This is a genomic window from Micrococcaceae bacterium Sec5.7, assembly GCA_039636785.1.
Classification (GTDB): Bacteria; Actinomycetota; Actinomycetes; order Actinomycetales; family Micrococcaceae; genus Arthrobacter.
In genome coordinates, this window is record CP144169.1 from 3,368,988 (window position 1) to 3,384,221 (window position 15,234).

Consider the following 15,234-nt stretch of genomic DNA (forward strand, 5'->3'; position numbering starts at 1 on the left):
ATCATGTGCTCCCCCTGGGATGAAGGCCAATCGTTCACCCAGGTACATGATTGCGTGAATACACTGACCGATGTACTTTGGAACTATGGAAACCCTCACGCACGCCCCGGTGCTCGCTCGCTTCGGGTACGCAGTCTCGGACCCCACCCGGGCCAGGATCCTGTTGGCACTTGCAGGCGCTCCGTCACATCCTTCCTCCCTGGCTGACTCACTTGGCGTGTCCAGGCAGAGCATGTCCAATCATCTGGCGTGCCTGCGCGGCTGCGGGCTGGTGGTAGCGGTTCCGGACGGGCGGCGCACTCTCTATGAGCTTGCCGACGCCCGGCTGGGCCACGCGATCAAGGACCTTCTGGGTGTAGTGCTGGCTGTGGACCCGGCCTGCTGCGCACCGGACGGATCGTGCCTGGCATGACAGGCCTCCAGCTGGCACCTTCGACGCCACGCCGGGCCGTTCTGAGCCGCCGCATCCGCCTGTTTGCCGCGGCGACCATCACCTACAACGTCATCGAGGCGATCGCTGCACTCTGGGCCGGAGGGGTGGCCGGCTCCTCCGCCCTGATCGGGTTCGGACTGGATTCGGTCATCGAGGTCGCCTCCGCCGTCGCGCTCACGTGGCAGTTCTCGGCCCGGGATCCCGAACGGCGTGAGCACCTGACCCTGCGCATCATCGCCCTGTCCTTCTTCGCTCTGGCCGCGTTCGTGGCAGCGGACGCGGTCAGCGCCCTCATCGGTGCCGGCGAGCCCCGGCACTCCACGCCGGGCATTGTCATCGCGGCACTGAGTCTGGTGATCATGCCTGTCCTGTCCTGGCTACAGCGCCGGGCCGGCAGGGAGCTCGGTTCACGGACCGCCGTCGTGGATTCCAAACAGACCCTGCTGTGCACGTGTCTGTCTGGGGTATTACTGATTGGCCTGGTGCTTAACAGCACCCTCGGCTGGTGGTGGGCGGATGCGTCCGCGGCTCTGGTCATAGCCGTGATCGCCGTCCGCGAAGGGATCAAGGCCTGGCGCGGCGACGTCTGCTGCACCGTCCCCCAGACCCGGGTCCCCGGGGCTGGAACGGACGCCTGCTGCGAAGAGTGCGGTTCCGGTACAGGCCTTCCCACGGAGTCCGTTCCGCCGTCGCTGACCGTGTCCGGCCGGACGGGCTGAGCCGTGGACTTCGAACTGCTCACCATTCCGGGCTGCCCGAACACGGCCGCCGCCCGTGTCGTGTTTGACCGGGCCCTGGCATTGGAGGGAACAGGCTGCACGGCGCGGGTGCAGGAGGTCACCTCGGAGTCGGAGGCCGCGGAGCTGGACTTCCACGGGTCACCCACCTTCCGCGCTGCTGGCCATGATCTGTTTCCGTCCGATGCCGCCCCGGCCGTGTCGTGCCGCCTCTATCCGTCCGGAGGAAAGATGTCCGGGTTGCCGCCACTCGATGATCTGAGGGCCGCCCTGCGACAATATTCTCTGTGAATATGTAGCAACCGTTACACTTTGATTTGTGACCGCAACCGAAGAACCGTCCTGGCTGGTAATGCTCGTGCAGATGCCCTCGGAGCCGTCCCGGCATCGGGTGGCGGTCTGGCGGGAACTAAGGCGCTTCGGCGCTGCCCCTGTCGGGCAAGGCGCCTGGACGGCGCCCGATGTTCCCCTCTGCCGGCAAGGGGCGGACAAGGCCCGCGGTCTGGCCCTCGCCGGCGGCGGCCAGCTGATGGTGCTCACCACTCTGTCCGGAGACGCCGACGCCGCGAAGCTGCGGATTCTCTTTGACGCCGCCCGCGAGGACGAATGGTCCGAGTTCAGTTCCGACTGCGCCAAATTCAAGGACGAGATCGCCAGCGAAATCGCGAAGCGCAAATTCACGCTGGCCGAACTCGAAGAGGAAGAACAGAGCCTGGAACGGCTGCGGCGGTGGTTCCGCGCGAACCGCTCACGGGACGTCTTCGGTGGTCCGCTGGCCGAACGGGCCGAGATGGACCTGGCCGCCTGCACCACTGACCTTGAAGAATTCTCCGGTCACGTTTACAGCGAGCTGCACGCATGACCTCTCCTGAGCCAACACGGACCACCCGCACGTCCACGGCACCGCTGTACGCGGCTGGGTTCGTGACGGCCTTCGGAGCCCACAGCATAGCCGCCGGCATGGGTGCCCAAAGCGACAACATCGGTCTGACCCTTCTGAACCTAGGCATTCTGCTCGCCGTCTACGACCTGTCCGAAGTGTTTCTCAAGCCGGTCTTCGGGGCACTGAGCGACCGGATAGGGCCCAAGCCGGTCATTGTGGGAGGACTCCTGGCCTTTGCCCTGCTCTCCCTCATTGGGCTGTGGGCCGCGGACCCGCTCATGCTCGGGCTGGCGCGCCTCGGCCAGGGTGCTGCTGCCTCGGCGTTCTCGCCTGCGTCCTCTGCCATGGTGGCCAGGCTGGCCGGCGGCAAGAAATCCGGCACCTACTTTGGGCGGTACGGGTCCTGGAAGAGCCTGGGCTACGTCATCGGACCGCTCCTGGGCGCCGGACTGATACAGGCCGGTGGATTCTCCCTGCTGTTCGCCGCGCTCTCGGTCCTGGCCGCCGCAACGGGAGTCTGGGTGGCACTGTCCGTGTCTCCCCTGGAGCCGCTCCCGCGCCAGCGATACACGGTGCTGGACCTTGCACGCCAGGTAACAGAACGGCGGTTTCTGGTGCCCACCCTTGTCCTGGCAGCGTCGACAGGCGCACTGGGTGCGGCCATCGGCTTCCTTCCGGCCCTCGCCGTCAGACACGGTCTCGGCCCTGTCAGCGGGACCGCGGCCGTCAGCGTCCTGGCCATCGCCTCGGTGCTCACGCAGCCATGGGTCGGAAGGATGCGCGACCAGCACCGCATCAGTGACTCCCGCGGCATGGCCACGGGGCTCCTGCTCACCGCCGCCGGCATCGCGCTTCTGGCGCTGGCCCCGGGGATCGTCACCATCTTCGTCGCCGCGGCGATGATCGGCACGGGCATCGGAACCGCCACGCCGTTGGGCTTCGCCCACCTGGCAGACACCACCCCGCCCGAACGAATCGGCCGCACCATGGGCTCGGCAGAACTCGGCAGGGAACTGGGAGACGCCGGAGGTCCACTCCTCGTCGGCGGGATCGCCACCCTCGCAGGACTGCCGCTCGGCTTGGGGGTCCTCGCCCTGTGCGTCGCGGCGGCAAGCGCAGCCAAGCCAGGCGATGTACAAAAAGATCAGGGCTCCAAATAGGGATGCTCCTGCAGCCGGCTTCGACGCCAGGACCTGGACCGGTTGCCAAAAAGGCCGGCATGATCGTGCCGGCGCGCCTCCGATTTGTGGCGGCTAGCCGGGGCGGTGCACGGACCAATCCATAGTGTTCCGTGCGACGAATAGATTACGAGACAAAGGGTCGAGGATTGGTGTCTGAGATGGGTAATCGTACCTGGTGGCTGGGCCCGCTGGCCGCAGCATCGCTCCTATTGGCCGGGTGCGGGGTGCCGGCCGGCACTGCCGGGCCAAACTACGGGACGTCCGTGTCTCCGGAGACGCCGGCCCCGGGGTCATCGACGGATCATTCCGATGCCGCGCCCCAGGCCGAGCCTTCCGCTTCGGCCCAAGTGGCCGGCGGCGGGTCCGGTGACGGTCCCCCGGAGGCGGCCCTGATGGTTTGCGGACCGGAGACACAGACCAATGTCGCCTCGATCCTGGCGCTGGAGTCGCCCCCGCACACGGTGACGACGTGGGCCGACCACCTCTACACGTGCACCTATCACCTCTCCGGCGGCCCGTTGGTACTTTCCGTCAAGGAGTCAGCGGACCAGCCGTCAGCGCGAGTGTACTTCGATGGGTTGCGGGGGACGCTGCGGAACGCGGCGCCCATCGAGGGCCTGGCCAACCTCGGATTTCCCGCCTACCAGGACCAGGACGGGTCAGTTGTCTTCCTCAAGGACAATATGACCCTGCATGTGGACGCCTCTGACCTGCCCGGAACGGTCGGTCCGCACGGCGTGACGCGAACCGCCCTGGCGTACCAGGTGGCCACGACCGTCCTGGCCTGCTGGACCGAATAGCCCGCGGCACGATACCTGGCGGTTTTCCGATGAATTTTCCCGAGGAACTGTTGATATTGCAGGCACTTCCGTGGATGCTTACAAAATTGGATAACCCTAGATGCTTCTGGAAAGGCCAACCATGAAGATCACCAAGGCAGGCACGGGAATCATCGCCGCGACTGCATTGATCGCAATCGCCGGCTGCTCATCGCCGGGAGGGAGCGGCACCTCTACAGCGTCAGCGTCGGCGTCGGTTTCTGCCGCTTCTCCGGGCGCCTCGGCTTCCAGCCAGCCGGCCGCATCCCCCACCGAATCGACGGCGCCGGTGGAGATCACCATTAAGGATTTCGCCTATCAGGGACCGGTCTCGGTCAGTCCCGGCGCAAAGGTCACCGTGATCAATAAGGACGCCCAGGCCCACACCGTCACCGCTGACGAGGGCAAAGCGTTCGAGGTCATCGTCAAGGGCGACCCGGTCGAGTTCACGGCGCCGATGAAACCAGGCTCGTACCCCTTCCACTGCGCCTATCACAGCAACATGACGGGAACCCTGATCGTCAAGTGACCGCCCGCAGACGAGGTTTCCCGGTACCCGTCCGCCGTGACGACCCGCCGGGCATCACGTCGAGGCTGCTGATCGTCCGGGGCTTACGCCGCTGCCGCTCTGATTGCGGCCGGGGCTTTCGCAGCAGTGCTCCTGTACCTGTACTTTGACGTGCCGGCATTCGGGGCTGGGGTCTGTTGGGCACCTGCATTCGTGGGGATCTCCATTGAGGGCGGACGCGGCATCGGTGACTGTCCGGTCCGGTGGGAACCCATCCGTGGGTCGGTGCGCCGCGAATCACTGTTAAGTGATCGCGGCCACGTCGGTGCTGCGACCTTTGGATGAGGAGTTATTGCTATGAAAAGTAGATCTCGTTTTCTGATTGCCCCGGCGCTGGCGCTGGGCGCCGTGGCTTTGCTGGGTTCCCCTGCCATGGCGGCAGCGGACGGTACCTATCAGGCGAATCTTGGTGCAATCAACGGCAGCAACGGCACCGGCACCATCATGGTGAAGGTGTCCGGGGACCAGGCCACCGTGACCGAGACGGTGAGCGGTCTGGCCGCGACGTTCAGCGGCAAGCCTTTCCCGCATGTCCAGCACATCCACGTCGGCGCCCAGGGTGTGTGTCCCACGACCGCCGCCGACAAGGACAAGGACGGTGTGATCAGCACCACCGAGGGCGCACCCTCCTACGGCGGGATCGGCACGACCCTTTCCACCAGCGGCGATGTCAGCCCTGCCGCAGGACTTAACCTGGCCGTAGCCGGCATGGGCGCAAGTTACACCTACGAGCGGACGTTCACCCTGAACGCGAAGACCGCGGAGTCGTTGAAGGCTGGCAAGGCCGTCGTCGTCGTCCATGGACTTGACCCGGCCACGCTGTCCGCGGCTGCGCAGAAGGCAAAGAGCGATCTGGTTCCCTCGCTGCCGCTCGCGGCGACGTCCCCGGCGCTGTGCGGCACCCTGGTGGCAATGCCAGCCGGCGCCCCCGGCACCGGAGTGAGCGCCGAACAGGTCAGCACCGGTCCTGACATGGGCATGATCGCCCTCGGCGGCGGACTGCTGCTCGCCGGTGCCGGTGCCGTCGCTGTCCGTCGACGCGCCGCCGCCCAACGGTAACCGCACGCCGATCCAATGAAAAACAAGGGACTTGGCCGCCGCGGACGCCGCCTGGTGTCGGCGGCGGCCATCCTGCTCCTGACCAGCGGAGCCATCACCGTAGGCATTGGCCTGCAAAGCCATGCCTCGCCCGGACCGACAGCCCCAACGGCCGTGTCGACGGCGACAGTACCCTCCCCGCCAGCATCGGCCCCCTCATCGGCGCGGGCGCGGCCGTCCGCGCCGCCCAAAAAGCCCTCGCCGGCTGTTTCATCGGGGCCCGTATTGCCCGGCTCCGCACCGGCCAGAGTGGCCATCCCCGCCATCGGGGTGGATTCAAGCCTGCTGAGGCTGGGCAAAGACGCCGACGGCACGATTGCCGTGCCGCCCGGCGACGCCGGTTCCCCGGCCGGCTGGTACAGATACTCACCCACGCCCGGCGAGCCGGGATCCTCGGTGATACTCGGCCACGTGAACTCGGTGCAGAGCCCTGTCGGGGTGTTCTACCGACTTCATGAGATGAAGAACGGTCAACAGGTCTCCGTGACGCGGGATGACCGGACAGTCGCAGTTTTCCGGGTCTACCGGGTAAAAACTTACGACAAGAACCGGTTCCCCACCATCGAGGTGTACAAAAACGCCGAAAGGGCCGAACTGCGGCTGATTACCTGCGGAGGGTACCAGCCCTCCACTGGCGAATACACCCAGAACACGGTCGCCTACGCCTACCTCATTTCAAGCCACCTAGCCTGAACGGTGACCCACGGGGGCCGCGTCGCCGGTCCGAACGGTCGTCCTGATCGCGACAGTGGCCACCCGAAGCCGCACCCCCTGATCCGTCACGGTCTGGGCTCCTGCCCGGCCATCAGTTCAACCGTAGCCTCCGTTCCGTCTGCGGTCGCACTGACATTTCAACGGGCCACGCTGCAGAGGCGCTCGGGCTCTGACCAGCTGGGCAGCATGCGGCCCGTGGGCGGAGACCGGCAGCGCGATGTATTGAGGAGAGACGGGTAGCGTGAGCGCCAGAATTAGCCTCCGGTGTCGCATTCAACCCCTGTGATGGGACTTTGGTATACAGAATCTCCGAGTGTGACTTTTCGTCGAGAGTGGCGGTTAAATCACAGCTTGAAATGGCGGTTCGTCGTTCCTTTCGGAAGGCTTAACGGGCGCTTGCCCCGGATCGATATAGTTGCGGAATGCCCCACCTGATCGCACCTACCGAACGCCTGCACGCCGCCTGGCTCAAGGCACATGCCGAGTGGGGCGCCGGCCTCCACGAGGATGGTTTTGGACTGTTGCCGACCGATGAGGTCGACTCACCCGACGGGTTCGCGGCCTGGGTGGCGCGGCTCGCCGAAGACTCGGTCCGTTGCACATACCGGTGGATCATCCAGGGTGACCAAGTGCTCGGCGGGATCGCGCTGCGGCACGAGTTCAGCGACTTCGTGCAGTGGGCCGGGCACATCGGCTACGGTATCCGGCCCTCCGCGCGCCGACGTGGGCTGGCCACTTGGGCACTGGGTCGGATGGTGGATGAGGCTCGGGTGCTAGGCATGGACCGGATGCTGGTTGTCTGCGAGGCCGGCAACGGCGCCTCTGCTAAGACGATCGAGCGCCAAGACGGCATCCTCGAGGATGACTGCGACAGCGAAAACGGCGCCGCGTGGCGCTACTGGATCAGAATCAGTGAGCCGAGCAAGTAATTCGCTGGCGATCTGGAACGTACCAAATGCGGATCCCCCTGTCCCATAAGTCGGTCCTCCACCGGGCGTTTGTCATTCTCAGAAGTCGTCTGCACGGTTTTCTGGTCCGGAAGTCGGATCTTGATCGGGTGATCAGCGATGGGCCAACGAGAGGCAACGGGTGGTACAAGGCACGGTTTGTTGGTTAGGCCGGAGAGATGGAGATCGCAGCGGCCTTGATCACGAAGTACACGGTCATGCCAGGTGTCAGTGCGAGGTCCGCCGAGGCGGCCGGTGTGATGTCTGCGGCCAACCCACCGGCGCGTACCCGGATCTGATCGCCGTGGGGTTCCAGGTCTGTGATGAGCACCGGGAACGAGTTTCGTGGGCTCCCGTGTTCTTCGGTGGGGAACACGGACACGGCTGACGGCGGGAATACCGCCACGCCGTCCTGCCCGGGGATGATGCTGTCTTCGTGGCGGCCGGCGATGTTCAGGCCCTCGGCTGTGATGATGCCGAGGTTGGTGACCGTGCCGGTCATGAGGTTCAGCCCGGCCAGGCCGGCGGCGAACCTGCTCCGCGGTCGTTGAAGGATCTCGCGGGTGGGGCCTTCTTCGCTGATGCGGCCGTCTTCGAGGATGATGACGCGGTCCGCGAGCATGAGGGCGTCGAGAATGTCGTGGGTAATGATGATGGCCCGGCGTCCGGTCAGGACGCGCTTCAGCAGGCGGCGTAGCATTGGTGCGGCGTGGATGTCTAGGGCTGCCATGGGCTCGTCGAGCAGCAGCAGCTCCGGCTCGGCGGCCAGTGCCCGTGCCACGGCCACGCGCTGGGCCTGGCCTCCTGACAATTGGCCCGGCCGGCGTGCCGCGAGGGATTCGGCGTCGACTTCAGCGAGCCAGTGCCGGGCGGTCTCCCGCGCGGCCGCCCTGGATGCCCCGGCGCTGCGTGGCCCGAAGGCGACGTTGTCCAGGGCGCTCAGGTGCGGAAACAGGAGAGCCTCCTGGGCCAGCAGCGCCGTGCCCCGGCGGTGCGGGGCGCTCCAGATAGTTCGTCCCGGACCCAGGTCGAAGAGCGTCGTGTCGTCAATGGTGGCCCGGCCGCTGTCCGGACGGAGCAAACCCGCAATCACCGCCAGGAGTGTCGACTTCCCGGCCCCGTTGGGGCCCAGAATGGCCACGGTTTCCGCCGCACCGAGGCTGAGTGAGACGTCGAAGCGGCGCGCCTTGACGGTGGCCTCCAGATCAAAGGTCACCGGCCCGCCTCGACCGAGCTGCCGCTCTGCCTTCGCCGCCCATAGCTTAGGCCGACCACGATGACGGCAACGGCCACGAGGACCAGGGAGAGCGCGACGGCGGCATCGGCGTCGGTTTCGCGCTGGAGGTAGATTTCCAGCGGCAGGGTCCGCGTGACTCCCTGAAGGCTTCCGGCGAACGTCAGGGTGGCGCCGAATTCGCCCAGGCTCCTGGCGAACGACAACACTGCTCCGGAGGCCAGACCGGGCAGTACCAGCGGGATCGTGACGCGGCGCAGGACGGTGGTGGGCCGAGCCCCGAGGGTGGCAGCGACTGCCTCGTATTTGTTTCCGGCAGTGCGCAGTGAACCCTCGAGGCTGACCACCAAAAACGGCAGGGCCACGAACGTCTGGGCCAGGACGACGGCGGTGGTGGAGAAGGCTATCTGGATGCCCGCTAGCTCCAGTGATTTTCCCAGCAGGCCCTGCCGTCCGAAGGTGTAGAGCAGGGCGATGCCGCCGACGACGGGCGGAAGAACGAGGGGCAGCAGGACGAACGAGCGCAGAAACCGCTGACCGGGGAACTGCCCGCGGGCCAGGACCAATGCCAGCGGCACACCCATCACGATGCACAGGAACGTGCTCGCTGCCGAAGTTCGCAGGCTCAATCCGAGCGCCGTCAGCGACGCGTCCGAGGTGATGAGCGGAATGAATTGGGGCCAGTTGACCTTGGCGACCATGGCGGCCAGAGGCAGCAGGACGAACAGACCGCCCGCCACGGCGATGACGTACACCCACCGCGGGATGCCCTCGTACCCGCTGCCCCTGACGTGCTTCATGCGGTCCTTACTTGGTGCCGAATCCGGCGTCGGTCAGGACCGTCTTGCCCTCGCTGCCGGTGATCATGGCGATGAATGCCTTGGCCAGGTCCTTGTTCTTGCTGGCACCGACTGTGGCGATCGGGTACGTATTGACGGCTTTGTCTGACTCGGGGACGGGGATGCCCTTGACCTTGTCGCCGGCGGTTTTGACGTCGGTGACGTAGACCAGTCCGGCGTCAGCCTCGCCTGAAGTGACCTTGCCGAGCACATCAGTCACGGATGATTCCTCACTGACCGGCGTCAGGGTGGTGCCCGTGGCCTTTTCAACGGTTTCGGTGGCGGCGCCGCAGGGAACCTGGGGGGCGCAGACAACAACCTTCACACCCGGCTTGGCCAGATCGGCGAAGGAGCTGATCGACGCCGGGTTGGACGGCGGGACGGCGATTTCCAGGACGTTGGTGGCGAAGTTGCTGGCGGTCCCGTCGATGAGCTTGGCGTCGGAAAGCTTGGCCATGTTCTTCGTGTCGGCTGACGCGAAGACATCTGCCGGGGCGCCCTGGGTGATCTGGGTGACGAGGTCCGAGGACCCGGCGAAGTTGAGCGTGACTTTGGTGCCCGGGTTGGCGGTCTCGAACTCGCCGGCGAGCTTCGTGAACGTTGCCTTCAGGGATGCTGCAGCAAAGACGGTCACGGTCCCGGACAGTTTTGGCGTCGCGCTGGTGCTGGCACTGGCGGAGCCGCTGCCCGTCGCTCCCAGGGTGCCCGAAGCGCAGCCGACCAGGCCGAAGGCCAGGGCGCTTGCAGCGAACAGGGCCGTGATGTTCTTGCGTGTGATCCTCATATGATGCTCTTTCCTTGGGGTGTTTCGATGATGACGGTGGTGGCCTTGACCACTGCGGTGGCCACGGATCCGAGTTCGAGCCCGAGTTCACGGACGGCTTCGCTGCTCATGAGTGACACCACCCGGAAGGGCCCGCACTGGAGCTCGACCTGAGCCATGACCTTGTCGGCAGTGATGCCCGTGACCAGCCCGACGAAGCGGTTGCGCGCGGAACGGCCCACATGGGTCGGGTCTTCGGGCAGCTGTGCCTGGTCGCGGGCCAGATGGGCCAGCTCGAGTCCGTCGACGGCCAGGCGGCCGGAGTCGTCCTTGATCGGGGTCAGGATTCCGTTTTCGGTCCAGCGTCTGACGGTGTCGTCGCTGACGCCCAGAAACCGTGCTGCTTCAGATACTCGTATTTTCGGCATATATCCAGAATATTCCCATATATGCGGATTCTGGCAGCTGTTTTATCCGCAAATCAGAATGTGACCGGCATTTTGATGCTGTGAAGGTTACCGGCGAGGTTGGGTTTCTCGTAGACATCGCGCAGGTAGCGTTTCCGGGCGGCGAGATTCTTGATGTGCCCTTGGCCTTGTCCTCGGGCCGGCGCCGACAGCCGCTGGCAGCTCGTCTGCCAGCAGGCATCCCGGTTTCGGACAATGGGCCAGCATGGCCGGTGGCGAATATCGTAAGAGGACACCGTCCAGGCCGGACGATCTCTGGGCGCCCGGCTCAGGCTATTGGGGTCCGCGGGAATCTCGTTGACAATTCGGCGACCTTCGGATTGTGCTCGTTGGCGCCGTAGTCGGACCTCCGCGTAATGTCCTTGCCGTCCGCCAGCTTCACGGCATGGAAGACCAGCGTCAACAGCACCGCCACAATCAGGTTAATCGCAAAGGCGACCACGGCGATGTACACCTGCACATCGGTGCCGGGGATCGCTGCAATCGATCCGCCAAAATGCTGCTTCGTCGCCGGGCTGACCACGTTGTACGCGGCCACACTCCCGTAAATGATGCCCGCTGCCCAGCCTGCGAGCAGCGCCCACCGGTGGAACCAGCGCGTATACAGGCCGGCCACGATGGATGGGAAGGTCTGCAGGATCCAGATGCCACCCAGCAGCTGCATATTGATGGCGGCGGACTGGTCCATCGCGATGACGAAGATCAGCGCCCCGAACTTCACCACCAGCGAGGCTATCTTGGAGACTTTGGCCTCCGTCCTGGGTGTGACATCGGGCCGGAAAACGTCCCGGTAGATGTTGCGGGTGAACAGGTTTGCCGCCGCAATGGACATGATGGCGGCCGGCACCAGGGCGCCGACGGCGATCGCGGCCAGCGCGACGCCGGCAAACCAGGACGGGAAATTGTCCAGGAACAGCTGCGGAACCACCAGCTGCGGATTGATCGTCTTGCCGTCGAGCTCGGTCGGTTTGGTCCCTGCGGCAATGGCCACGTAACCCAGCAGCGCCAGGAAGCCGAGAACCAGGGAGTAGAGCGGCAGCAGTGCGGCATTCTTCCGGATCGTATTCCGGCTCTTGGTCGCCAGCACACCAGTGACCGAATGCGGATACATGAACAATGCCATGGCCGAGCCCAGCGCCAACGTCCAGTACGCCGAGTAGCTGGCCGCGCCGGGGATGATGGCGCCGACGGGCTTGCCTGTGGCGGGGCTGATCGCCGTCATCTTGGTCTGGGCCGCATCGAAAATGGTGCCCCAGCCGCCGAACTTGGCCGGCAGGTAGATGATGGCCACGATCACAGCCAGGTAGATCAGCACGTCCTTGACGACGGCGATCATGGCCGGGGCACGCAGCCCGGAGGTGAAGGTGTATGCGGCCAGCACCACGAAGGCGATGATCAGCGGCAGATCGTTGAGCAACGGGTTATCCGGGCTGCCCACGCCCAACACAGTCAGCACCGCTTTGATGCCCACAAGCTGCAGCGCGATGTAGGGCATGGTGGCCACCATGCCGGTGAGCGCGATGGCAATGGAGAGCGGTTTGCTGCCGTACCTCCCGCCCACAAAGTCCGCGGTGGTGACGAAGCCGTGCCGGTGCGAGACGGACCACAGCCGGCTCATCAGCAGGAACACTATGGGGTAGAGCACGATCGTGTACGGCACTGCGAAGAAGCCGCTCACCGCGCCGGTGGCCCACATCGCCGCGGGCACGGCCACGAACGTGTACGCCGTATAGATGTCGCCTCCCAGCAGGAACCACGTCACCCATGTTCCGAACTTGCGGCCGCCCAAGCCCCACTCGTCCAGCGTATGCAGGCCTTCCTTGCCGCCGCCGCGCCAGCGGGCGGCATAGAAACCCAGGACACCCACCAGCACAAAAAGTACGACGACGACGGCCAGTGCCACGCCGTCGATGCTTCTGGTGGGACCTTCAGCCATCACAGCGGAGGTTGCGACGGCGGAGCTTGGAACGATGCTCATCGCCCTTCACCGCCGTCGTCGTTCGTTGCCGTCGGCGCCTTGCCGGTCACGTCGCGTTTCAGGACGTCCCTGCGGCGCTGGTCCTCCCGCGTCATGACCCAGTAACAGATGCCGATGACAACCGCCTCGATCGGCACAAGCATCATCTGGTACCAGTAGAAGAACGGCATGCCGCCCAGACGCGGCTCGATGCTGGCATACATCGGTACGAGCAACGGCAGAATGATTCCCAGTCCCAGCAGCACCCCGCTGACGACATAGGGGGCCGGTCTGGCCGGCCCACGGGTTGGCATATCGTGGGAATTGGTCTCCATTGACACGCTGGGCTCCTTCGTGGACCATGACGATCCAGCTCACTGCAGAGAAAACAGCAGCTTGCCCCGGAGCCGATGGGGCCTGCGGTCTTCCACCGCGATATTGAATGTAGAGCACCCTCTTCAGGTGATTTCAGAATACTTCTTCTTCACCCGCTCTCATATAGCTCCCGGGGCAGCTCCCGGGGCCCAATGGTGCCGAGCCACGGTGGCCGTGCCTGCGCCGATCCGTGATTGCCTCCCGCGCTCCTGAAAAAGACACCCAGCTGAGAGAATGGCCCAATGGAAGTGGCCCTGGGACTGCTTGTGCTGGTGGCAGTGGTGTGTGCCGGCAGCGCGCTCGGCCGGAAAATCAATGTGTCCGTTCCGCTCCTGCTTGTCTTGGCCGGCGTTGTGGGTTCGTTTCTGCCGTTCGTCCCGAGGATCGAGTTGAACCCTGAGCTGGTGCTCGTGGGGCTGCTCCCGCCGTTGCTTTATGCCGCAGCACTCCGGACCTCGCTCTTCGACTTCGGCTCCAACCGGCGCGCCATCGGCCTGCTCTCGGTGGGCTACGTCATTTTCGGCACGGTCTCCGTGGGTTTCATTGCCTGGTGGCTTTTCCCCGAGATCCCGCTGGCTGCGGCCATCGCGCTGGGTGCGGTGGTGGCGCCGCCGGATGCCGTGGCGGCCACGGCCATTGCCCGCAAGGTGGGTATGCCGCGCCGGATTGTCAGCATCCTTGAAGGGGAATCGCTGGTCAACGACGCGACGGCCCTGGTCTGCCTCCGCGCGGCCATCGCAGCGGTTTCGGGATCCGTCTCCGCCGCTGAGATCGGCGGCGGATTCATTGTGGCGGCCGGTGGCGGCCTGCTGGTGGGCCTCGCCGTCGCCTATGTCCTGGCCCAGCTCCGCAAGAGGATCCGGAACGTGGCGATCAACACCTCGACGTCGCTGATGGCGCCTTTCGTCGCTTATCTGCCGGCGGAGGCAATCCACGCCTCGGGTGTCCTCGCCGTCGTCGTCACGGGTCTGATCATGGGCGCGAAAGCGCCGTCCATGCCGGGCGGGGCTGCGCGCCAGAGCCAGCGAAGCAACTGGGACACGGTCCAGTTCCTGCTGGAGAACTCCGTGTTCCTTCTCATCGGGCTGCAGGTCCGGACCATCATTGAAGGAGTCCAGGATGACTCGCTGGGCGCGGGCAGAATCTGGGCCGGCTGTGTGGCGATCCTGCTGGCCGTGCTGGTGCTGCGGCCGGTCTGGGTGTTCCCCGCAACGTATCTTCCCCGGCTGATTCCTGCCGTCCGCCGCAAGGATCCGGCGCCGCCGTGGACGTACCCGGCCATCATTTCCTGGGCCGGGATGCGGGGTGTGGTGACTCTTGCCGCGGTACTGGTCCTGCCGGCGGATCTGGAGCACCGCTCCGTGCTGATCCTGGCCGCCATGGTGGTGGTGGGCGGCACGCTTGCGCTCCAGGGGCTCTCGCTGCCTGCTTTGGTCCGGCGGCTGCAGGTCCAGGGTCCGGATCAGCGCGAGGATGCCCTGAACCAGGCGTCGCTGATGCAGCTGGCCACAACCGCGGGCGTGGACCGCCTCGAGGAGCTGCGCTCGGATGATGATCCGCCGGAGGTCATGGCGATGCTCAAACGGCGGACGCAGGAACGCGGCCTGGCGGCGTGGGAACGGCTCGGCCGGCCGGGGCCGGAGGCGGCCACCCCCAGCCGGCGCTACGCCCAGCTGCGGCTGGCCATGCTGGAGGCGGAGCGGGCAAAAGTCCTGGAACTAAGGCGCACCGGCGGGTACGCCCACGAAGTTCTCAGCGATGTTCTGGAGAGACTGGATGTGGAGGAATCGATGCTCGACTCATCCCTGGACGATCTGGAAATGCCCGGCACCGGCGGGAGCCCCCTGAGGGCGGTTGGCGGCTGCGAACATCTGGAGGACGCCGCGTTCCCGGCTGTCCCCGATGGCGCCTTCTGCGCGGAGTGCGTCCGTGAAGGAACGACGACGGTCCACCTCAGAATGTGCCTGGACTGCGGGAACGTGGCCTGCTGCGATTCGTCACCCGGCACCCACGCCTCCAAGCACTACGAATCAAGCGGCCACCCTGCCATGCGCAGCATTGAGCCGGGCGAGGAGTGGCGCTGGTGTTATGTGGACGGGTTGCTGGGGTGAACCGTGGCCCCGCCGCCGCGGCCACGCCGCATTTGTTAGTCATTCGCCGGTAAACGGCAGGAAACATTGTCCGGCTAACGTGTGATTACAAAATCCATTCAGGGGGAGG

The 15,234-nt window shown here is 65.5% G+C and carries 18 protein-coding genes; 11 read left to right on the top strand and 7 right to left on the bottom strand.

Going from position 1 to position 15,234, the window contains the following annotated elements; translation table 11 throughout:
• The first annotated feature begins 85 nt into the window (after window positions 1-85).
• From V3C33_16040 to V3C33_16065, 6 genes are all read left to right on the top strand, one after another.
• Window positions 86-412, top strand: a complete 327-nt coding sequence (locus V3C33_16040) for a winged helix-turn-helix domain-containing protein (GenBank protein ID XAS69763.1) — start codon at window positions 86-88, stop codon at window positions 410-412.
• Entirely contained in the window at window positions 409-1,152 is a 744-nt protein-coding gene (locus tag V3C33_16045) for a cation transporter (GenBank protein ID XAS66962.1), read from the top strand. The genes V3C33_16040 and V3C33_16045 overlap by 4 nt, the downstream gene beginning before the upstream one ends.
• A gap of 3 nt (window positions 1,153-1,155) precedes the next feature.
• Window positions 1,156-1,461: a hypothetical protein gene (locus tag V3C33_16050; GenBank protein XAS66963.1), complete on the top strand. Its 306-nt coding sequence runs from the start codon at window positions 1,156-1,158 to the stop codon at window positions 1,459-1,461.
• A gap of 28 nt (window positions 1,462-1,489) precedes the next feature.
• A complete protein-coding gene (locus V3C33_16055; protein XAS66964.1) occupies window positions 1,490-2,032 on the top strand; it encodes a Chromate resistance protein ChrB in 543 nt (180 codons plus the stop codon).
• Complete coding sequence (locus V3C33_16060) at window positions 2,029-3,213, top strand: MFS transporter (protein ID XAS66965.1); 1,185 nt, start codon at window positions 2,029-2,031, stop codon at window positions 3,211-3,213. Before V3C33_16055 ends, V3C33_16060 begins: the two co-directional genes overlap by 4 nt.
• A gap of 179 nt (window positions 3,214-3,392) precedes the next feature.
• Window positions 3,393-4,034 carry a hypothetical protein gene (locus V3C33_16065; protein ID XAS66966.1) on the top strand — a complete coding sequence of 214 codons (642 nt, stop codon included), beginning with the start codon at window positions 3,393-3,395 and terminating at the stop codon, window positions 4,032-4,034.
• 96 nt (window positions 4,035-4,130) lie between these two features.
• Here the strand turns inward: V3C33_16065 and V3C33_16070 are convergent, their stop codons facing one another.
• Entirely contained in the window at window positions 4,131-4,355 is a 225-nt protein-coding gene (locus tag V3C33_16070; protein ID XAS66967.1) for a hypothetical protein, read from the bottom strand.
• Here V3C33_16070 and V3C33_16075 point away from each other — a divergent pair.
• The 4 genes from V3C33_16075 (at window position 4,342) to V3C33_16090 (ending at window position 7,361) form a co-directional block, all read left to right on the top strand.
• Complete coding sequence (locus tag V3C33_16075) at window positions 4,342-4,581, top strand: cupredoxin domain-containing protein (protein XAS66968.1); 240 nt, start codon at window positions 4,342-4,344, stop codon at window positions 4,579-4,581. The genes V3C33_16070 and V3C33_16075 overlap by 14 nt on opposite strands.
• A gap of 336 nt (window positions 4,582-4,917) precedes the next feature.
• Complete coding sequence (locus tag V3C33_16080) at window positions 4,918-5,679, top strand: hypothetical protein (protein XAS66969.1); 762 nt, start codon at window positions 4,918-4,920, stop codon at window positions 5,677-5,679.
• A gap of 15 nt (window positions 5,680-5,694) precedes the next feature.
• Window positions 5,695-6,411 (top strand): class F sortase, encoded by a 717-nt coding sequence (locus V3C33_16085; GenBank protein XAS66970.1) that lies wholly within the window; start codon window positions 5,695-5,697, stop codon window positions 6,409-6,411.
• 443 nt (window positions 6,412-6,854) lie between these two features.
• Window positions 6,855-7,361, top strand: coding sequence for a GNAT family N-acetyltransferase (locus tag V3C33_16090; GenBank protein ID XAS66971.1), 507 nt, complete (start codon window positions 6,855-6,857; stop codon window positions 7,359-7,361).
• A gap of 184 nt (window positions 7,362-7,545) precedes the next feature.
• Here the strand turns inward: V3C33_16090 and V3C33_16095 are convergent, their stop codons facing one another.
• The 6 genes from V3C33_16095 to V3C33_16120 form a co-directional block, all read right to left on the bottom strand.
• Window positions 7,546-8,595, bottom strand: coding sequence for an ABC transporter ATP-binding protein (locus V3C33_16095; GenBank protein XAS66972.1), 1,050 nt, complete (start codon window positions 8,593-8,595; stop codon window positions 7,546-7,548).
• The gene (locus V3C33_16100; protein ID XAS66973.1) at window positions 8,592-9,413 is read right to left on the bottom strand and encodes an ABC transporter permease; all 822 of its coding nucleotides are present in this window, start codon (window positions 9,411-9,413) and stop codon (window positions 8,592-8,594) included. Before V3C33_16100 ends, V3C33_16095 begins: the two co-directional genes overlap by 4 nt.
• A gap of 7 nt (window positions 9,414-9,420) precedes the next feature.
• The gene (gene modA / locus V3C33_16105) at window positions 9,421-10,236 is read right to left on the bottom strand and encodes a molybdate ABC transporter substrate-binding protein (GenBank protein XAS66974.1); all 816 of its coding nucleotides are present in this window, start codon (window positions 10,234-10,236) and stop codon (window positions 9,421-9,423) included.
• Complete coding sequence (locus V3C33_16110; protein ID XAS66975.1) at window positions 10,233-10,643, bottom strand: TOBE domain-containing protein; 411 nt, start codon at window positions 10,641-10,643, stop codon at window positions 10,233-10,235. The genes modA and V3C33_16110 overlap by 4 nt, the downstream gene beginning before the upstream one ends.
• Before the next feature lie 307 nt (window positions 10,644-10,950).
• Window positions 10,951-12,660, bottom strand: a complete 1,710-nt coding sequence (locus V3C33_16115; GenBank protein ID XAS66976.1) for a sodium:solute symporter — start codon at window positions 12,658-12,660, stop codon at window positions 10,951-10,953.
• A complete protein-coding gene (locus tag V3C33_16120) occupies window positions 12,657-12,974 on the bottom strand; it encodes a DUF3311 domain-containing protein (GenBank protein XAS69764.1) in 318 nt (105 codons plus the stop codon). Before V3C33_16120 ends, V3C33_16115 begins: the two co-directional genes overlap by 4 nt.
• Window positions 12,975-13,256: 282 nt before the next feature.
• Here V3C33_16120 and V3C33_16125 point away from each other — a divergent pair, with 282 nt between their 5' ends.
• On the top strand, window positions 13,257-15,125 hold the full coding sequence (locus V3C33_16125; protein XAS66977.1) for a Na+/H+ antiporter: 1,869 nt from the start codon (window positions 13,257-13,259) through the stop codon (window positions 15,123-15,125).
• The last annotated feature ends 109 nt before the right edge of the window (window positions 15,126-15,234 follow it).